Annotated in this window: 12 protein-coding genes; 9 read left to right on the top strand and 3 right to left on the bottom strand. The window is 73.1% G+C overall.

Translation table 11 applies throughout. The annotated features are described in order from the left end of the window. Nucleotides 1–18 precede the first annotated feature (18 nt). The 3 genes from ACGFI8_RS44790 (at nucleotide 19) to ACGFI8_RS44800 (ending at nucleotide 2,548) form a co-directional block, all read left to right on the top strand. Nucleotides 19–1,851 (top strand): hypothetical protein, encoded by a 1,833-nt coding sequence (locus tag ACGFI8_RS44790; protein ID WP_392814403.1) that lies wholly within the window; start codon nucleotides 19–21, stop codon nucleotides 1,849–1,851. A 65-nt stretch (nucleotides 1,852–1,916) separates the two neighbouring features. Next, entirely contained in the window at nucleotides 1,917–2,324 is a 408-nt protein-coding gene (locus ACGFI8_RS44795) for a hypothetical protein (RefSeq protein ID WP_392814406.1), read from the top strand. Continuing rightward, nucleotides 2,321–2,548, top strand: coding sequence for a hypothetical protein (locus ACGFI8_RS44800; protein ID WP_392814408.1), 228 nt, complete (start codon nucleotides 2,321–2,323; stop codon nucleotides 2,546–2,548). The genes ACGFI8_RS44795 and ACGFI8_RS44800 overlap by 4 nt, the downstream gene beginning before the upstream one ends. On the opposite strand, the gene ACGFI8_RS44805 is transcribed toward ACGFI8_RS44800, so the two are convergent. Then, on the bottom strand, nucleotides 2,538–4,469 hold the full coding sequence (locus tag ACGFI8_RS44805; protein ID WP_392814410.1) for a DUF4118 domain-containing protein: 1,932 nt from the start codon (nucleotides 4,467–4,469) through the stop codon (nucleotides 2,538–2,540). The genes ACGFI8_RS44800 and ACGFI8_RS44805 overlap by 11 nt on opposite strands. Nucleotides 4,470–4,502: 33 nt before the next feature. Here ACGFI8_RS44805 and ACGFI8_RS44810 point away from each other — a divergent pair, with 33 nt between their 5' ends. Continuing rightward, nucleotides 4,503–4,913 carry a hypothetical protein gene (locus tag ACGFI8_RS44810; RefSeq protein ID WP_392814413.1) on the top strand — a complete coding sequence of 137 codons (411 nt, stop codon included), beginning with the start codon at nucleotides 4,503–4,505 and terminating at the stop codon, nucleotides 4,911–4,913. 50 nt (nucleotides 4,914–4,963) lie between these two features. Here ACGFI8_RS44810 and ACGFI8_RS44815 read toward each other — a convergent pair whose 3' ends face one another. Further along, complete coding sequence (locus ACGFI8_RS44815; RefSeq protein ID WP_392814414.1) at nucleotides 4,964–6,196, bottom strand: acetyl-CoA hydrolase/transferase family protein; 1,233 nt, start codon at nucleotides 6,194–6,196, stop codon at nucleotides 4,964–4,966. A 79-nt stretch (nucleotides 6,197–6,275) separates the two neighbouring features. Further along, nucleotides 6,276–7,325, bottom strand: coding sequence for an Acg family FMN-binding oxidoreductase (locus tag ACGFI8_RS44820; protein WP_392814417.1), 1,050 nt, complete (start codon nucleotides 7,323–7,325; stop codon nucleotides 6,276–6,278). 258 nt (nucleotides 7,326–7,583) lie between these two features. On the opposite strand from ACGFI8_RS44820, the gene ACGFI8_RS44825 reads away from it, so the two are divergent. The 5 genes from ACGFI8_RS44825 to ACGFI8_RS44845 all read left to right on the top strand — a co-directional run bounded on the left by ACGFI8_RS44825 (nucleotide 7,584) and on the right by ACGFI8_RS44845 (nucleotide 15,368). Further along, complete coding sequence (locus tag ACGFI8_RS44825) at nucleotides 7,584–8,132, top strand: flavodoxin domain-containing protein (protein WP_392814420.1); 549 nt, start codon at nucleotides 7,584–7,586, stop codon at nucleotides 8,130–8,132. A 70-nt stretch (nucleotides 8,133–8,202) separates the two neighbouring features. Then, on the top strand, nucleotides 8,203–10,830 hold the full coding sequence (gene adhE, locus ACGFI8_RS44830) for a bifunctional acetaldehyde-CoA/alcohol dehydrogenase (RefSeq protein ID WP_392814423.1): 2,628 nt from the start codon (nucleotides 8,203–8,205) through the stop codon (nucleotides 10,828–10,830). A gap of 131 nt (nucleotides 10,831–10,961) precedes the next feature. Beyond that, nucleotides 10,962–11,945 (top strand): Acg family FMN-binding oxidoreductase, encoded by a 984-nt coding sequence (locus ACGFI8_RS44835; RefSeq protein ID WP_392814426.1) that lies wholly within the window; start codon nucleotides 10,962–10,964, stop codon nucleotides 11,943–11,945. Nucleotides 11,946–12,018: 73 nt separating this feature from the next. Then, the gene (locus ACGFI8_RS44840) at nucleotides 12,019–14,409 is read left to right on the top strand and encodes a phosphoketolase (protein WP_392814428.1); all 2,391 of its coding nucleotides are present in this window, start codon (nucleotides 12,019–12,021) and stop codon (nucleotides 14,407–14,409) included. Beyond that, nucleotides 14,406–15,368 carry an Acg family FMN-binding oxidoreductase gene (locus ACGFI8_RS44845; protein ID WP_392814431.1) on the top strand — a complete coding sequence of 321 codons (963 nt, stop codon included), beginning with the start codon at nucleotides 14,406–14,408 and terminating at the stop codon, nucleotides 15,366–15,368. The genes ACGFI8_RS44840 and ACGFI8_RS44845 overlap by 4 nt, the downstream gene beginning before the upstream one ends. Nucleotides 15,369–15,507 lie beyond the last annotated feature (139 nt).

The raw sequence follows: 15,507 nt of genomic DNA on the forward strand, positions 1-15,507 counted from the left end.
CGAAGCGGAGGTGACAGCGTGAGCAGCGAGGGAGCCGTGCTGGCCACGGCGGCCGCGCCGGGGCGCCGGGTACACGACGACCTGTGGGTCGCTGCCAGGTGGTGCGTCCTCATGATCGCGCTCGGACTCGGCGTTCAGTCCCTGTGGAGCTCGGACGTCGCCGGCATCGGATCCCTCGGCCTCATCACAGCGCTGCGTCCCGAGCTGTACGTCGCGCTGGCGCTGCTCACCGTCAGTTTCGTCAGCGGCGTGTTCCGCGCCCGGCTCGTTGCGGGCCCGCTGCTCGCCGCGCACGTCATCGTGCTGGTCGTCCTGCTGCACGGTGCGGCGGCGGTCGTCGAGCCGTTGCCGCGGATGATCCCGAGCTGGCTGCATGTCGGCTTCGCCGACTACATCGCGCGTACCGGCCACACGCTGCCGCAGCTCGACGCCCGATTCAACTGGCCCGGGTTCTTCGCCCTGGCGGCGATGGCGACCCGCGCGGCGGGGATGCCGGACGCCATGCCGCTGGTCGCCTGGACGTCCGTCGTTCTCAACCTGCTGTACGGCGCGACCGTCTTCCGGCTGGCCCGGGAGCTGTCGTCGGACGCGCGTACGGCGTGGCTGGCCGTCTGGCTGTTCGTGCCGGCGAACTGGGTGGGGCAGGACTACTTCGGGCCGCAGGCGATGAACTACCTGTTCTACCTGGTGCTGCTGCTGATACTGGTGGCCTGGTTTCGCCGGCGTCCGGATGCCCCGCCGAGGTCACCCGGACGGGTCATCGGCTGGCTCCTGCGCGCGCTCCGGCTCCCGCCGAGGCCGCTGCGGCTCGCCCCGGACCCGCATCCGGCGGACCCGGTGTCGAGGGCGGGCCTGATCGCGGTGGTGCTCGTGATCTTCGCCGCCAGCACCATCAGCCACCAGCTCACCCCGATCGCGATCGCGGTGTCCGCCGGCGTACTGGTGCTGACCGGCTGCTGCACGATGCGTACGCTGCCGATCCTGCTGGGCGTCGTGGTCACCGCCTACGTCAGCTACGGCACGGTGCCGTACTGGTCGGGGCACCTGCACGACATGTTCGGCTCCGTCGGCGACGTCGGCGGTACCGTCAGCAGCGGAGCGGTGCAGCGCGTCCGGGGCGATCTCGCGCACCAGATCGTGGTGGTGTCGCGGCTCGGGTTCGCCGCGGCCGTCTGGGGCCTGGCGGCCGTGGGAGCGTGGCGCCGGATGCGCCGCGGGCAGGGCGACCTCGCGTTGCTGTCGCTCGCCGGCGCCCCGTTCCTCCTGCTGGCCCTCCAGAGCTACGGCGGCGAGATCTTCCTGCGTGTCTACGCCCTCGCCCTGCCGTTCATGGTGATCCTCGTCGCCGCGCTGCCAGCGGCTGCCTGGCCGGCGCGGCGGCGCGTCCTCGCCGCCGCCCTGACCGGTGTGCTCAGCGTCGCGTTCGTCGGCGCGTTCTTCGTCGCGCGGTACGGCAACGAGGCCTTCGAGCAGGTCCGCCCCGGCGATGCCCAGGCGGTGGCCTGGCTCTACGCGAACGCGTCGGCGGGCACGTCGTTCGTCTCGCTGACGTCGAACGTGCCCTGGCGGGCGCAGGGCATCGAGCGGTACCGGTACGTGCCCCTCGGCGAGGATTTCGGGCCGACCACACCGTCCGAGATCGAGCGCGACATGCGCAGCAACCCGCTCGGCGCGTACCTGATCATCACGAAGGGGCAGTTCGTCTTCGCCGAGTCGTTTCTCGGCAAACCGGCGGGCTGGGGCCAGAGCGTCGAACGCGAGGTCGTCGGCTCCGGCCGGTTCCGGCCGGTCTACACCACCCCTGACGCGAGGATCTATGTCCTCGCCGCCCCCGGAGGCGGAAGCCGATGACGGACACCACCGAATCGCGAGTGGCGAGCCGGAAAAGCGTTCCCAGCCCCCGCGAGGCGACCGGAATGCTCCTGCGCCGGCCGGCGTCGCCGCGACGGCCGGACGGTTCCCGGCCGCCCACCGTCTGGCCACCGCTGCTGACACTGCTCGCCGGCGCCGGGGTCCTCGCCCTCGTCCTGCTGAGCGGACCCGCCACCGTACGGGCCGTCGCCGTGCTCGCCTACCTCGCGATCGTCCCTGGGCTGGCGTGCGTGCGGCTGATCCGGCTGCCGGACCGCCTCACGCAGTTCGTCCTCGGGGTCGCGCTCAGCCTGGCGCTGGGCACCGTGGTCGCCCAGGCGATGGTTCAGCTGCGGCGCTGGTCACCGACGCTCGGGCTCTGCGCCCTCGTGACCGTGGCATCGGTCGCGGCGCTGACCGAACTGGTCCGGAACTGGCGCACGGCGCGACGCGGGCGGGTGACCTCCGCATGAGCCCGTTGCTCAGGTCGATGTGGACCGGCGAGGGCCCGTGGGCGTGGGGCCACGCCCTCCTCCTCACCGCGCTGCTCGGGACGCTCGTCGCCAAGGTCGTGCTGCAGGGTGCCGTACGGTCGCCGAACAGGAAGGCCCTTCGCGTGCTGAACATGGTGATCGCGCCGCTGCTCGTCGCCTTCCTCGTCGTGGTGTTCCAACGGTTCCGCGGGCTCAGCGGGTAGGCCCGGGTGCGGGTGTGGTCGGGATGGTGGCCAGCAGCTGGGTGCCGCCGCCGGCGGGGCTTGTGATGGTGAGGTGTCCGCCGAGTGCCTCGACGCGGTCCTGGAGGGCGGTGAGGCCGGTCCCGCGGTGAGGGCCGGCGCCTCCGACGCCGTCGTCGCGGATCGACAAGTGCAGGGTGTCGTCCCGGGTTGCCGCTTGGACGTGCACCACCGAGGCGTGGGCGTGTCTGGCCGCGTTGGTCAGTGCTTCGGACACGACGTGATACGCGGCTACCTCAGCCACTGGGGGCATGCGCGGGCCGATGTGGAGGTCGAGGTCGACCGGTACGGGCGATCGGCGGGCGAGTGCCTTGAGTGCGGGTGGCAGGCCGCCCGCCGCAAGCAGCGTCGGATGGATGCCCCGGGCGATTTCCCGCAGGTCGTCCACCGCACTGTTCAGGTTGCCCAGGGCGCGCGACAGTTCCGCCTTGGTCTGCTGCAGTTGCGGCGGCAGGCTGGCCCGCACCGCACCGAGCTGCATTGCGACGGCGAGGAAATGCTGCAATGGGCTGTCGTGCAGGTTGCGCTCGATGCGCTGGCGGGCCTGGTCCGCAGCGGTGACCAGGCGGGCCCTGGACGCGGCGAGTTCAGCCCTGCTGTCGGCGTTGGCGATGGCGGTGGCGGCCAGGCCCACCAAGCCGGCGACGCGCGCCTCGGTGTCGCCTGGCAGCGGCTCGGGCCGGGCAGACGCCACGGCCACCACACCCCACAGCCGCCCCTCAACCACGATCGGCAGCCCGATCGCGGACCGGATACCGAGCTCGCGAGCGAAGTCGGCGGCGTGACCGGCGGCGTTCCGGAAGCTGTCGATCCGGGAGGGGCGGCCGGTGTCCCGCACCAGCGCCGCGATGTTCTCACCCTGCAACGGCCAGCGCATCTGATCCGGCCGTAGGCCGGACAGACTGGTCGAGACGACGCTGGCCATGCCGTCAGGTTCGTATCGGCACAGCCATGTACTGTGCTCGCCCAGCAGGCCGTGGAGCTCTGTTGTGATGGCGTCGAAGACCTCGGCCGGACGGCCACCACACGCCACGAGCTTCGCCACCCGCCCCAACGCGGCCTGTTCAGCGGCGAACCGGCCCAGGCGCTCGCGGCTTGCTTCCAGCGAATCCAGCACGGCCGCACGTTCGCACCCGGCGTCCAGCAGCGACGCCAATGACGGCACGACCCGCTCCCGCAGCCGCCGCACCGTCCGCTCGGACGCGTCGACCGGCACCAGCAGGGTTCCCAGCCGGGCGGTGCCGGCGCACAGCGGAAAGGCCGAGTGCCGGTCGTCACCGGGGACGACGGCGAGCTGGATCGACGCGTTCGGCAGCCCGAGCGATCGCGCGATGCGCTGCGCGACCGTGGGCAGCACCGCGGGAAGATCATCTGCGTGCAGCAGCAGCCGGGCCATCTCAGCAGTGAGATCAGACTCCTCGGCCTCCACGGTGCGCAGCCGGGACAGGTCCGCCAATGCGCTCGTGGCCACCGCGACGATGAGGAAAACCGCCAACCCGGCGACGTCCTGGATGTCGGAAACCGAGAACCCGTTGAAGGGCTGGACGTGGAAGATCGCGAACGCCAGGGTGCTCGCCAACGCGGTGGCCATCCCGAGCCACCGTCCCCACACCGCCGAGACCACCAGCACGCCGATGATGTAGATCATTCCTGGGGAAAACGGTTCCATGACCCGCCGGAGCGGGTAGATCATGAGGGTCTCCACCGCGACCAGCAAGGCGGCGACCGCGATCCCCAACCACCAGTGCGGGCGTGTCGGACGTACCAGCCATGACAGCGAACCGACATGCACTTTTACCACTTTAGTCCAATTTCTCCACGGGGCACGAGGACCCCGCAGGGAACTTGACCGTATTGGTAACCTTCGGCGGTGGTGTCCCATCCGTCCCGACGGCGAGCGGAGCCGACCGATCGGGTGGCGTGGATCGCGAGCCGGCCGCTGTGGCTGCGGATCCTCATCCCGATCGGCCTCATCGTCGGCGTGTCCGCGCTGCCCTTCGGTCTCACCTACGACCTGATCGGCGTCGAGCGGGTCACCGTCCAGGTGGAGTCCTGCAGCATCGACATGCACAGACCACGACCCACGCGCGGATGCAAGGGCAGCTGGGAGCTGGCGGACGGCCGTACGGTCACCGGGTCGATCTCGTACATCGGGCGGCTGGAGCCCGGCGATCGAGTCGAAGCCTGGGGCAACACGAAGCGGGCCACCACAAACCTGACCAGCTCGCTGCTTCCGCTGATTCCGGTCGCGGCCGTCTTGCTCGCGGCGGCAGCCGCCATCGTGGTCTCACTCCGCCTGGCCTTGCGGCGCCGGCGGGCCGGCTGACGCCGGCTGGATCCGGTACTCCGCCGCCGCGGTGGTCGCGCCCGCACCGATCAGACCAGCGGGAGGCCGAGGTCCCGGCCCGCGGCCCGCAGGTCGTCGCGGGCGGCCGGGTGGGCGGCGTGGTCGAGGATCTGCTGGGCCTGCTCGACCGAGTCGCGGCCCCAGATCGCGGCGGTGCCCTGCTCGGTGACGATGTAGCTGTGCTGGAACGACGTCACCGGGCCGGACACCAGCGGTACCACGGCGGAGACGTCCGCCTTGGGGTGCCACGAGCGCAGCGCGATGACGGCGTGGCCGCCGGGGGAGTGCATGGCGCCGACGATGAAGTCGGTCTGGCCGCCGAAGCCCGAGTGGGTGCGGCCGCCGACGCGGCTCGCGTTGGCCTGGGCGAACAGGTCGACCTGCAGGGCGCTGTTGATGCTCATCAGGTTGGGGTGGGCGGCGATGGTTCCCGGGCTGTTGGTCTTCTCGGTGCGCAGCATGCGCACCCGCGGGTTGCGGTCGATCCAGTCGTACAGCTCGGCGGATCCGAAGCAGAACGACGCCGTCACGGGCGTGTCGCGGTCCAGGCTGCCCGCCTTCTCCAGCGCCAGGGCGCCGTCGGTGAACATCTCCGACCAGATGCGCAGGCCGCGCCGGTCGAGCAGGGCGTCGAGCGTGGCGTCCGGGATGGCGCCGATGCCGAGCTGCAGCGTCGCCTGTTCGGGCACGAGCGCGGCGACCCGCTCGCCGATGGCCTGCGAGGTCGCGTCGGGCGCGGCCACCGGGTGGGTGGCGAGCGGCTCGTCGACCTCCAGGAGGTAGTCGACGGCGTCCAGGTCCAGCAGCGCGTCGCCGTAGGTGACCGGCATCGCGGGGTTGGCCTGCGCCACGACGATGCCGCCCCGGGCGCGGGCCGCCTCGATCGCCGCTGGGAGCACGTTGACCTCGACGCCGAGGCTCACGGTGCCGCCCGTGGGCGGTGACGTGTGCAGCAGTACCACGTCGGGGGCGAGGCGCTGCCGCAGCAGGTGCGGCACCAGCGACAGCCGGCACGGGAAGTACCGCAGGCGGGGCCCGCCGCGCATGCCCGGGCCGACGAACGAGGTCTCGTGCACCACGCCCTCGCGGTCCGGAACGCCCGGCTGCGCGTTGAGCATGTTCAGCCGGAACTCGGCGAGGGCCGCGTCGGCGGCGGCCAGCAGCCGGTAGGGTGCGGCGAAGTTGCCGCTCGCCACGATGCGCGGCACGCCCGGCAGCGCGCCGAGGATCCGCCCGAGCTCGGACTCGGTCACCGTTCGCATGCAAGTCTCCTGTTCAATTTGCGTTGAGCCGGCACCAGCTTGAGCCGAGCCGCGCTCGGGGGCAGCGGGCGGAAGACCCTCAACGGTGGTACCTAGGGCCCGTGCCGGCGGGCCTTGTACCGGCGGGCTCCGCGCGGCTGAAGGCGGTCGACCGGACGGGAAGCGCCGTGCCGGCGGCGGGCAGCAGGACGTCGCGCAGCGGGCGGCGGGGGCCGGTGGCGACCGGCCGGCCGTACCCGATGCGCAGGATCATCTGCGGGTACCACCGGCCGCCCGGCGCCGCGAGCAGCCGGCGCAGGCGCGGCACCTCCAGCGCCTGCGTCATGGGCTGCGTGGCCAGGCCGTGCACCGCCGCGGTGAGCAGCACGCGCTCCAGCGCGCGACCGGCGTCGAGCCATGCGCCGCTGTCGTCGCCGAGGGAGTGCAGGACGACCAGGTTGGGGTGGGGCTCGAAGCGGGCGGCGTCGCGCTCGACGGCGGGCAGGTCGAGGCCGAAGTCGCGCACGGGGAGGGCGGCCGTCGTGGGCCTCGGGCCGAACGTCTGGGCCGGGACGCCGTCGGGCCGGTCGCCGCGGTCGGTGGTCCATCTCGCCAATTCGCGGTGGTACCGCGGATCCGCGCGCTGCCAGGCCTCGGCCGCCTGGGTGAGCGCGAGGACGGCCCCGCGGCGCACCGGGTCGAGCACCACGAGCCGGACCCCGTCGGCGGCCGCCGCGCGCCGCAGCACCTCGAGCGCGTCGGCCGGCACGGCCACGTCGTCGTACGGGTCGCGGTTGGTCCGGCGCCGGGCGATCGCCCCGGCCAGCGCCCGGACGGACGGGCTCGCCTCGCGCCACGCCACGGGCGCGACCCGGGCGGCCGCGCCGTTCTTTCCGCCCCGCTCCAGCCGGGTCGCCCAGCCCTCGGCCGCCAGCGCGAGACGCAGGTTGCACACCGCCGCGCCGATGCTGATGTGCATCTCGCGGCCCTGCGGGTCGATCGACTCGAGCGTGCGTTTCGGGTCGGGGTACACGTCGAATCCGGCGCCGTCGAAGCGGAACCGCCACGGCTGGGTGTTGTGGATCGAGGGTGCGGCGACCGCGGCCCGCAGGCACGCCGCGGCCGCTCGTTCGGACAGCTGCTCGTTCATGCGCCCGCCACCTCCATGCCGGTCGATCCCGCCGTCCAGCGTGGCGGGGCGTGGCGCGGGCCGGCAGAGGCGATGGTCCCGGGCCGGCGGGACCGACGCGCCGCCGGTCGCGGGCCGGTCGCGGGCAAGTCGCGGGCCAGTTACGAGCCAGGGACGGCCGGCCCGCGGCGCCGGGACGTTCGGCCGGTGCACCGCGGGCGTGCCCGGGCCAGGGTGGACGCGGCGCGGCGCGCGAGCCGGCCGGCAGGAGGCAACCCCATGCGTGTACTCGTCACCGCGGCCAGCAAGCACGGCTCGACCGCCGAGATGGCCGAGCTGATCGGCGCCGTCCTCGGCGGGCACGGGCTCGACGTCCAGGTGAGCGCGCCGGGCGACGTCGACGACCTGGCCGGCTACGGCGCGGTCGTGCTCGGCAGCGCCGTCTACGCCGGGCGGTGGCTGGCCGCCGCCGTGCAGTTCGCCGACCGGCACGCCGCCGCGCTCGCCGCGCGCCCGGTGTGGCTGTTCTCCAGCGGTCCGATCGGCGACCCGCCGATCCCGGCCGAGGACGCCGTCGATGTGCGGCGCGTCCTGGCGGCCGCGGGCCCGGTCGAGCACCGCGTCTTTCCCGGCGCCCTGTACCGGTCGCGGCTGGGCTTCGCCGAGCGTGCGCTGGTCGCCGCGTTGCGCGCGCCGTACGGGGATTTCCGCGACTGGGCGGCGGTCCGGGGCTGGGCGCACGACATCGGCGCCGCCCTCACCGGCGCCGCGGGCGCGGGACCAACGCCCCCGCCGGAGGGGACGACGGTCTCTGGGGCCGGCGCCTGACCCGGGACGACGATGGGACCGGACCGGATGGGACCGGTCCGTGCCGCTCGCGGGAAGGGAAGTGATGACGGTGACCGGGACTCTCGCCCCGCCGCCGGCGGAGCTCGACGTGACCATCGAGGACGCCGGATCCGCGATCGACCGTCTGGTGCGCCGCGCGCTGCGCGCCCTGGACGACTACGCGGAGCTGGATCAGGAGCGGATCGACCACATCGTCAAGAAGGCGTCCGTGGCGGCGCTGAGCCGGCACGGACGTCTCGCCGAGCTGGCGATCGAGGAGACCGGCCGCGGCGTGTTCGAGGACAAGGCGGTCAAGAACGTGTTCGCCTCCGAGCACATCGCGCACAGCCTGGCCGGACTGCGCACCGTGGGCGTGGTGGCGCGCGACGAGATCAACGGCATCGTCGAGATCGCCGAGCCGGTCGGTGTCGTCTGCGCCGTCACCCCGGTGACCAACCCGACGTCGACCACCGTGTTCAAGGCGCTCATCGCGCTGAAGACCCGCAACCCGGTCGTGTTCGCCTTCCACCCGTCGGCCCAGCGGTGCAGCGCCGAAGCCGCCCGCATCGTGCGCGACGCCGCCGTCGCCGCCGGCGCGCCCAGGCACTGCATCCAGTGGATCGAAGATCCGTCGATCGAGGCGACGCAGGCGCTCATGGCCCACCCGGGCGTGGCCGTCATCCTGGCCACCGGTGGCGGCGGCATGGTCCGCGCGGCGTACTCGGCCGGCAAGCCGGCGCTCGGCGTCGGGCCCGGCAACGTGCCCGCCTACGTCGACCGGACCGCCGACGTGGTGCGCGCGGTCCACGACATCGTCGTGTCGAAGACCTTCGACAACGGCATGATCTGCGCCTCCGAGCAGGCCGTCGTCCTCGACGAGGCGATCGCCGACCGGGCGCTCGCCGAGTTTGAGCGGCTGCACGCCCACGTGGCCACGCCCGACGAGAAGCGGCTGCTGGAGCGGCTCGTGTTCGGCGACGGCGCGAAGCTCAACGCCGAGGTCGTGGGGCGCTCGGCGGCCTGGATCGCGGCCGCGGCCGGGTTCAGCGTCGCCGAGGACACGTCGGTCATCCTGGTGCCGGTCGACGGCGTCGGACCCCGGGAGCCGCTGACGCGGGAGAAGCTCTGCCCGGTGCTGGCCGTGCTGCGCGCCGGCTCGCGCGAGGAGGGCTTCCGCCTCGCCGAGCGGATGGTCGAGTTCGACGGGCTGGGCCACAGCGCCGTCATCCACGCCGCCGAGCCGGCCGTCGCCGAGGCCTACGGGCGGCAGGTGAAGGCGGTCCGCATCATCTGGAACTCGCCGTCGTCGCAGGGCGGCATCGGCGACGTCTACAACGCCTTCCTGCCCTCCCTCACGCTCGGCTGCGGCAGCTACGGCCGCAACTCGGTGTCGGGCAACGTGTCCGCGGTCAACCTGCTCAACATCAAGCGCGTCGGGCGGCGCACCAACAACCTGCAGTGGTTCAAGGTCCCGCCGAAGATCTACTTCGAGCCCAACGCGATCCGCTACCTCGCCGACATGCCCGACGTGCACCGGGTCACCATCGTCACCGACCCGACGATGACCCGCCTGGGCTACGTCGACCGCATCCGCGAGGCGCTCCAGCGGGGCGCGAACCCGGTCACGGTGCAGATCCTCGACAGCGTCGAGCCCGAGCCGAGCATGGCCACCGTGGAGCGCGGCGCCGAGCTCATGCGGTCGTTCCGCCCGGACACCATCATCGCGCTCGGCGGCGGGTCGCCGATGGACGCGGCGAAGGTGATGTGGCTGCTGTACGAGCACCCCGGCACCGAGTTCGCCGACATGCGGGAGAAGTTCTTCGACATCCGCAAGCGGGCGTTCACATTCCCGACGCTCGGGCGGCTGGCCCGGCTCGTGTGCATCCCGACGACGTCGGGCACCGGCGCGGAGATCACCCCGTTCGCGGTCATCACCGACACGAAGACCGGCATGAAGTACCCGCTCGCCGACTACGCGCTCACCCCGAGCGTCGCGATCGTCGACCCGGTGCTCACCGCCGACCTGCCGCCGGCCGTCACCGCCGACAGCGGGTTCGACGCGCTGACGCACGCCACGGAGGCGTACGTGTCGGTGTATGCCAACGACTACACCGACGGCCTCGCGCTGCACGCGATCAGGCTGGTGTTCGAGAACCTGCCCGCGGCCGTGCACCGCGGCGCGGCCGACCCGGTGGCCCGCGAGAAGATGCACAACGCCGGCTCCATCGCCGGCATGGCCTTCGGCAACGCGTTCCTCGGCATTGTCCACGCCCTGGCGCACACCCTCGGCGCGACGTTCCACCTCGCGCACGGCCGCACCAACGCGATCCTGCTGCCGCACGTCATCCGGCACAACGGGAAGGTGCCGGCGAAGCTGACGGCGTGGCCGAAGTACGAGCGGTACGTGGCGCCGCAGCGCTTCCAGGACATCGCCCGCATGCTGGGCCTGCCCGCCGACACGCCCGAGCAGGGCGTCGAGTCCTACGCCCGGGCGGTGGAGCGGCTGCGCGCCGAGGTCGGCATCGAGCCGTCGTTCCAGGCGGCCGGCGTGGACGAGCCGGCATTCCTGGAGGCTCTGCCGCAACAGGCGATGAACGCCTACCTCGACCAGTGCGCCCCGGCCAACCCGCGCATGCCCATGCTCGCCGACCTCCGGGAGATCATGCGCACCGCCTATTACGGTACCGCCCGAGCGTGAACCGCGCGCGGCACCGCCCGGGCGACGGGACCGTCGGTCCCGTGGAAGTCGGGACGACCGGCCCTGTCGCCCGGTCTGCGACAGGAAGAGTCTGGAGACGAGCAACCGATCCGATGAGAGGGGAGCAGGCCATGACGCAGCCACCGCGCGCCGAGATAGACCAGGTCGCCGAGGCCTCGATCGCGGCCCTGCGCGCCCCGTCCGTGTTCAACACGCAGCCCTGGCGCTGGCGGCTGGCCGGCGAGCACGGCGAGCTGTGGGCGGACCGGTCGCGGCAGCTGGCCGGGCTCGACCCGCAGGGCCACCTGCTGCTGCTCAGCTGCGGCACGGCCCTGCACCACGCGACGATCGCCCTGCTCGCGGCCGGCTACGCCGCGGACGTGTCGCGGCTGCCGGACCCGACCCGGCCGGACCTGGTGGCCCGGCTGCGGCAGGGCGAGCGGTGCGAGCCGGACGACCTGCTCTACCGGGCCATCTACCAGCGGCGCACGGACCGGCGCCCGTTCGGCGACGAACGACCCAGCGAGGCGGTCCTGGAGGAGCTGCGCGTGGCGGCCGCGCGGCACGGGGTGCACCTGCACGTCGTGCGCGCGGACCAGGTGACCGCGTTCGCCTCGGCGGTGGCGCACGCCGGGACCGTCGAGCACGAGGACGCCCGCTTCCGCGACGACGTGCTGGCCTGGACGACCCGCGAGCGGCAGGACCGCGACGGCGTCTCGGCGCGCAGCGTCACGCCGCCCACGCGGCGGACCATCGCGCCGCGCGACTTCGCCCAGGCGTGGCCGGCGGCGCTCGAGCCGGGGCCCGGGACCGATCTCGGCACAGTCTACGTCGTGCTCGCGACGGACGGCGAGGAGCCGCACGACTGGGTGGCCGCCGGCGAGGCGCTGTCCGACGTGTGGCTGACGCTGACGGCGCGCGGCCTGGCCGCCTCGCCGATCAGCGAGGTCGTCGAGGTCGACTCGGTGCGCCAGGCCCTGCGACGGCTGCTCGGCGGCGTCGGCAGTCCCGCCATCGCGATGCGGGTCGGTACACCGGTCGGGGACAATGGACCGGTCCCGGCTTCCGTACGCCGCTCCGGCACCGAGGTCGTCGGCCTGCCGGGACAGTCTTGAATATCCCCGCCGTGACCTCGACGGCGGCCGTGCGCGGCCCAAGCGGTACCACATCCGAAGGAAGGAATCAGCGGTGACCACTGTCGCGGAACGTCAGGTGGGTCAGCTCAGCGACGAGGACGTCGCGCAGCTCGACGCCTGGTGGCGAGCGAACAACTACCTCACCATCGGTCAGATCTACCTCAAGGACAACCCGCTGCTGCGCCGGCCGCTCGAGCCGGGCGACATCAAGCCGCGCCTGCTGGGCCACTGGGGCACGAGCCCCGGGCTGTCGTTCATCTACGCGCACGCGTCCCGGCTCATCCGGCTCACCGGCCAGCGGGCGATCTACCTCGCCGGCCCCGGCCACGGCGGCCCGGCGCTGGTCGCGGCCGGTTACCTGGAGGGCACCTACAGCGAGATCTACCCCGCGGTGGCGCAGGACGAGGCCGGCATGCTGCGGCTGTTCCGGCAGTTCTCCAGCCCGGGCGGCATCCCCAGCCACGTGTCCGTGACCACGCCCGGCTCCATCCACGAGGGCGGCGAGCTCGGCTACGTCCTCGTGCACGCGTTCGGGTCGGTGATGGACAACCCCGACCTGATCAGCATCGCCGTCGTCGGCGACGGTGAGGCGGAGACCGCCCCGCTGGAGGGCTCGTGGAAGGGCATCTCGTTCCTCAACCCGGCCCGCGACGGCGCGGTACTGCCGATCCTGCACCTCAACGGCGCGAAGATCGCCGGGCCGACCGTGCTGGCGCGCAAGGACCCGGCCGAGGTCCGCTCGCTGCTGGAGGGCCACGGCTACGAGGTGCTCGAGGTCAGCGGCGAGGACCTGCCGGGCATGCACCACCGGTTCGCCGCGACGCTCGCGGAGGCGTGGAACAAGATCCGCGCGATCCAGGACGCCGCCCGCGACGGCGAGTGGGACGGCCGGCGCCCGCGCTGGCCGATGATCATCCTGCGCTCCCCGAAGGGCTGGACCGGGCCGGCGGAGGTCGACGGCGTCCAGGTCACCGGCACGTGGCGGTCCCATCAGGTACCGCTGGCGGGCGTCAAGGAAAACCCGGAGCACCTGGCGATGCTGGAGAGCTGGCTGCGCTCCTACCGTCCCGAGGAGCTCTTCGACGACGCCGGGGCCCCGGTCGGGCTCGTCCGCGCCCTGGCCCCCGAGGGCGAGCTGCGCATGAGCGCCAGCCCGCACGCCAACGGCGGGGTCCTGACGAGGGACCTGGACATCCCCGACTTCCGCAAGTACGCCGTGGACGTGCCCGGACCCGGCACGACCCGCGCCGAGTCCACCCGCCGCCTCGGCGAGATGCTCCGCGACATCTACCGCGACAACCCCGACCGGTTCCGCCTGTTCTGCCCCGACGAGACGAACAGCAACCGCCTCGGCGCGGTGTTCGAGGTCTCCGACCGCGCCTTCGCCGAGCGGGTCGGCCCCGACGACGTGGCGATCGGGCGCGACGGGCGGGTCATGGAGGTGCTGTCGGAGCACAACTGCCACGGCTGGCTGGAGGGCTACAACCTGACCGGCCGGCACGGGATGTTCGCCACCTACGAGGCGTTCGCGATGGTGTCGGCGTCGCAGACCGTCCAGCACGGCAAGTGGCTGCAGGAGGCCAAGCGGCTGGCCTGGCGGGCCAAGGTGCCCAGCCTCAACGTGCTGCTCACCTCCACCGCCTGGCGCAACGACCACAACGGCTTCTCCCACCAGGGCCCCGGCCTCATCCAGGTGGTGCTCACCCAGCGCGGCGACGTCGCCCGGGTCTACCTGCCGCCGGACGCCAACTGCCTGCTCTCGGTGGCCGACCACTGCCTGCGGTCGCGCTCGTACATCAACCTCATCGTCATCGACAAGCAGCCGCAGCTGCAATGGCTGTCCATGGACGCGGCGGTCGAGCACTGCACCCGCGGCGCCGGCATCTGGCAGTGGGCCGGCACCGACGACGGCTCGACCGACCCGGACATCGTGCTGGCCTGCGCCGGCGACGTGGTCACGATGGAGACCGTCGCCGCCGCGCAGATCATTCGGCAGCAGCTGCCGAAGTTCCGGGTCCGGGTCGTCAACGTCGTGGACCTCATGACGCTGCCGCGGATCAAGGACCATCCGCACGGCATGAGCGAGACCCAGTTCACGGAGCTCTTCACCGACACCGTCGACGTGGTGTTCGCCTTCCACGGCTACCCGGGCGCCATCCATCAGCTGGTGCACGGCCGGCCCGACGCCGACCGCTTCCGGGTGCGCGGGTTCATCGAGGAGGGCACCACCACGACGCCGTTCGACATGACGGTGCGCAACCGGGTGTCGCGGTACCACCTCGTCATGGACGCCCTCAACAACGCCAAGCGGCTCCCGCCCGGCGCCACCGAGCTCAAGGCGTGGTGCGAGCGGAAGCTCGCCGAGCACGAGGCCTACGTCGTCGAGCACCTCGAGGACATGCCGGACGTGCGGGACTGGAGCCTGCGGGAGGCAAACGCATGACCTTGTCGGTCACCGATGCGCTGGCCGCGGCGGCGGACGCCGCCCGGCTGGCGCCGTCGATCCACAACACGCAGCCGTGGCGCTGGGTCGTGCACGGCGACCGGCTGGAGCTCTACGCCGTGCCGGACCGGCAGCTGCGCGAGCAGGACCCGGACGGCCGGCTGATGGTGCTCAGCTGCGGCGCCGCCCTGCACCACGCGCTCGTCGGGCTCGCCGCCGAGGGCTGGACCGGCCGCGTCGAGCGACCGGCCGGCGAGCCCCTCGCCGTCGTGCACGCCGAGCGGCACGACCCCGCCGACCCGCACGCCATGCGGCGCATGCAACTGCTGCGCGTGCGGCACACCGACCGCCGCGTCGTCAGCGACGAACCGGTGTCGCCGGACGTGCGGCAGGCCCTCGTCGACGCGGCGCGGCAGGGCGGCGCCCGGCTGCACGTGCTCAACCGCGACCAGGTGCTGCAGCTGGCGGTGATGATCGAGCACTCGGGCGAGGCCCAGCAGCACGACGAGCGGATGCGGGCCGAGACCGCGGCGTGGGTCGGCGGCTCCCGGCCCGAGGGCACCGGCCTGCCGGACGCGGTCATCCCGGCCGAGCTCCCGCTCACCACCGTCGCCGAGCGCGACTTCGGCGTCTCCGGCAGCCTCACCGCCGGCGCCGGCCACGACACCGCCGCGTCCTATGCCGTGCTGTACGGCGACGGCGACGAGCCGGGGGACTGGCTGCGGGCCGGCGAGGCGTTGAGTGAGCTGTGGCTGTCGGCCACCAGCAACGGCGCGACCGTCCTGCCGCTGAGCAGCCCGGTGGAGCTGAACTTCACCCGGCAGGCGCTGCGGCGCATGCTCGGCGAGACCGGCTACGCGTACCTGGTGCTGCGGCTGGGGACCGCGGACCCGGACCACGCCGGCCCGCCGCACACCCCGCGCCTGCCGGCCGAGCAGGTCATCGAGACCATCGAGTGACCTTCGCGTAAGACGCAGTGGCGGGGGGGGGGTGCCCCCGGGGGGGCCCCCCCCCCCCGGTTGAGGTTAACGGGGGGGGGGGGGGGGGGGGTGTGGGGGGGCCCCCCCGCCCGCCCCCCGGGCGCGGGGAGGGGCCCCC

This window comes from Dactylosporangium sp. NPDC048998 (assembly GCF_043197855.1).
GTDB lineage: Bacteria > Actinomycetota > Actinomycetes > Mycobacteriales > Micromonosporaceae > Dactylosporangium.

Excerpts from the sequence above, each read along its gene's own strand:
- ACGFI8_RS44845 (WP_392814431.1), top strand. The coding sequence starts at position 14,406 with ATGACCTTGTCGGTCACCGATGCGCTGGCCGCGGCGGCGGACGCCGCC.
- ACGFI8_RS44825 (WP_392814420.1), top strand. The coding sequence starts at position 7,584 with ATGCGTGTACTCGTCACCGCGGCCAGCAAGCACGGCTCGACCGCCGAG.
- ACGFI8_RS44820 (WP_392814417.1), bottom strand. The coding sequence starts at position 7,325 with ATGAACGAGCAGCTGTCCGAACGAGCGGCCGCGGCGTGCCTGCGGGCC.
- ACGFI8_RS44815 (WP_392814414.1), bottom strand. The coding sequence starts at position 6,196 with ATGCGAACGGTGACCGAGTCCGAGCTCGGGCGGATCCTCGGCGCGCTG.
- ACGFI8_RS44835 (WP_392814426.1), top strand. The coding sequence starts at position 10,962 with ATGACGCAGCCACCGCGCGCCGAGATAGACCAGGTCGCCGAGGCCTCG.
- ACGFI8_RS44805 (WP_392814410.1), bottom strand. The coding sequence starts at position 4,469 with ATGGGACACCACCGCCGAAGGTTACCAATACGGTCAAGTTCCCTGCGG.
- ACGFI8_RS44800 (WP_392814408.1), top strand. The coding sequence starts at position 2,321 with ATGAGCCCGTTGCTCAGGTCGATGTGGACCGGCGAGGGCCCGTGGGCG.
- ACGFI8_RS44795 (WP_392814406.1), top strand. The coding sequence starts at position 1,917 with ATGCTCCTGCGCCGGCCGGCGTCGCCGCGACGGCCGGACGGTTCCCGG.